The following is a 254-nucleotide window of genomic DNA, read 5'->3' as shown; positions in this document are numbered from 1 at the left end:
GAGCAGGAGACCAAGCGGGCCGGAGCGATCGAGGTCATGGAGATGGCCGCCGCTTTCGTCGAGGAGCAACTGCGGGGCCGCGCCGGCGTGGAGGCCCGCGCCGATCTCGACCGACGCCAACTCGGCCCGGAGATCCGGAGCCGTTTCCGCCTCGGCGACGCCCCGGGCGACCGCTACACCCTGCGCGACCACCTCGCCGCCAAGGATGTCGACCGGGACCTGATGGGCGAGCTCGGCCTCATCGTGGCCGGCGA

The 254-nt window shown here is 72.8% G+C and carries 1 pseudogene; it reads left to right on the top strand.

What is annotated here, in order from left to right:
- A pseudogene (locus AC0IY1_RS25445) lies at positions 1-254 on the top strand (DNA primase); the annotation flags it as partial.

It is taken from the genome of Methylobacterium sp. AC690 (assembly GCF_979256535.1).
This window is presented reverse-complemented; position numbering and strand designations above follow the sequence as displayed.